This is a genomic window from Aliiglaciecola aliphaticivorans (genome assembly GCF_054782055.1).
Genome location: NZ_BAAGTF010000063.1, coordinates 1 through 2,266, shown reverse-complemented (window position 1 = coordinate 2,266; position 2,266 = coordinate 1). Strand labels below are relative to the sequence as shown.

Below are 2,266 nucleotides of genomic sequence, written 5' to 3'. Positions count from 1 at the left end.
TGTTACTAAATGTATAAACTTTTTGGGGTTGTCATATTGTCACCTCATAACAAACAAAAGCACCGGAAAAGCACTCGCTGGGCTTCGCCCAAATACGCTCTCGCTTTCCGCTGTTTTGGAAGTTATATTTCAAGGAGTTTTGAATGAACAAGAACGTTTCTTTAGCACTTACCGCTTTTGGCTTAACTGCCTGCGTAGCTACAGCACCAGAAATTACTTACTTTGAACAGAACTTCGAAGCTATGAGTACGTACAATTCTCTGCATGGCGAGAAGATTGGGGAACTTACTAATAAAATTAACGAAGAGTGCGTTTTCAAAAAAATGGAAAAGAAAAATATTAGTATGTCTGAGTTAATTTCAATTCCGTTAAATGGTACGGTGATTTACGACATCACCGCCGACGGTACAATTTCTTCAGCTTTATATGTTACAAGAGATAAGGGCTCTGCAAAGTTAAGAAAACAGGAGTGCATAGAAAGCGTGGCTCTTGGATATTCACTGCCACCATCTACAACCGTGAAAAAGGTCTTTTCTAGATTCAATGTGAATGTTGAGTAATGAAATATAACAATCGCATAAACTCGCTCGCAAGCTCGCTGGGACAAAAACACGTAGGCTCCCTTCGCTTCGCTCGGTATTATAGCCTACGTGTTTTCGCACGTTATGCGTGCCGTTAGAAGGCGCTAGTTTAAGGCGCATAGTTGTTTTGAAATCACATGAAATACCAACATCATTTCTTTTTTCTTCTAGGTGGTTTTTAAAACAATAAACCATTTGGCAGTAAAGGTTGTTTGAACTGTTTAGTTGTTTCAGGCTATCTTTAAACAAGGAAATTACAGGGGTTATTATCTGGTGGTTGTATTAGGTAATAGTATTATTCAACAGACAAAGGATGTTTACAGCATGTTTATTGTGCCGTCTAACAAAGCAAATCAAGTACGCTCCTTCGTCGCCGGACGCATACTCGCTGGCTGGGGCTCATTCTTCGCTAAGTATAGCCAGCAAGCCTGCGCCGCTTATTTGAAACGTTAGTGCGTCAAGCTAAGCTTGATGCATCTTGCAGGGTGTAAGTCCCTGTCAGGTAAGGTTTAGCCAACCACCTGTATCGAGTGTTGCGCCTATGGCGGAGTCTGGGATTGGTGAGATACTTATCAGCGATGCATTCGCAACCAGATGAACAATATAGGTGAAGCGTACACAGAGAATTATATAGGCCATAGGGAATGCGTGTTCCTGAAGTGCTGTTATCGCTCCGATAATAAATTAAGTTCTGACTGACGAGGCTTGTAACGCCGTCGAAGTCCAAGCAAAGCAACCGTTATTCAGTGTGTCTGAAATGGCAAGGTTGTGGCGAGTCAGCGGAGTTATTAAGCCGTGGCATGTATAAAGAGATGTATTGAGAACTTGAGAGAGCCAAAGGTGTTCCATAAGGAAAATGGTAGGGTAGTTAAGCCACAAGCAAGGCGAACGAAGACCCTTTGGCAGTCAGACTTGCTCATAGTAGTTTGGGGTTGGGAAAGCCAACCACATGGCGAAGGGGCAAGCAGTTATATCAGGCATTTAGCAGATACATAGGCCGGACAAAGTAGGGCTGGAAATACTATGACAACCGCACTAAATGCCATCACATTTAAATCACAGACACACCCCAACCATAGATTTCAGAACCTATATGGATTACTAGGAGATGATTTACTGTATCAAAGTTGGGGGCAACTGAATAAACGAGCGGCGCCAGGTATTGATGGCATCACTATGCCGACATACCAGACATCACTTGTGGAAAACCTCACACGTTTAAGTAGTGTCTTGAAAGCAAAGCGCTATCGAGCAGATGATATTAAACGTGTCTTCATTCCCAAAAGTCATGGTAAACATCGTCCATTAGGCTTACCCACGGTGGATGACAAGCTGGTGCAGCAAAGCGTGAGTCAGATACTGCAAAGTATCTGGGAAGCGGATTTCTTGCCTAACAGCTATGGTTATCGACCAAATAAGAGTGCGCATCAAGCGGTGCATAGTGTGAGTTTGAATCTTCAGTTTAAAGGTTATGGCTATATTGTTGAGGCTGACATTAAAGGCTTCTTTGATAATATTGACCACGACTGGCTGATGGAGATGCTGAAGCAACGCATTGATGTTAACCACAATGTAAAACTGAGCCACTTGATCAATTGAATTCTGATCCATTTGTATCAAACTAGGTGTCTTTTGAGAGATGCCTATGATCACAAAGGAAGAGTTAATGAAAATTCAGATTTTAT

3 protein-coding genes are annotated in these 2,266 nt (G+C 42.2%); all 3 read left to right on the top strand.

The window, feature by feature from the left end; translation table 11 throughout:
- Positions 1–143 precede the first annotated feature (143 nt).
- Positions 144–560, top strand: a complete 417-nt coding sequence (locus ACYVIL_RS20195) for a hypothetical protein (RefSeq protein WP_216053271.1) — start codon at positions 144–146, stop codon at positions 558–560.
- A 294-nt stretch (positions 561–854) separates the two neighbouring features.
- Positions 855–1,034, top strand: a complete 180-nt coding sequence (locus tag ACYVIL_RS20190; RefSeq protein WP_460314525.1) for a hypothetical protein — start codon at positions 855–857, stop codon at positions 1,032–1,034.
- Between the two features lie 570 nt (positions 1,035–1,604).
- Positions 1,605–2,180 carry a reverse transcriptase domain-containing protein gene (locus ACYVIL_RS20185; RefSeq protein WP_460314523.1) on the top strand — a complete coding sequence of 192 codons (576 nt, stop codon included), beginning with the start codon at positions 1,605–1,607 and terminating at the stop codon, positions 2,178–2,180.
- The last annotated feature ends 86 nt before the right edge of the window (positions 2,181–2,266 follow it).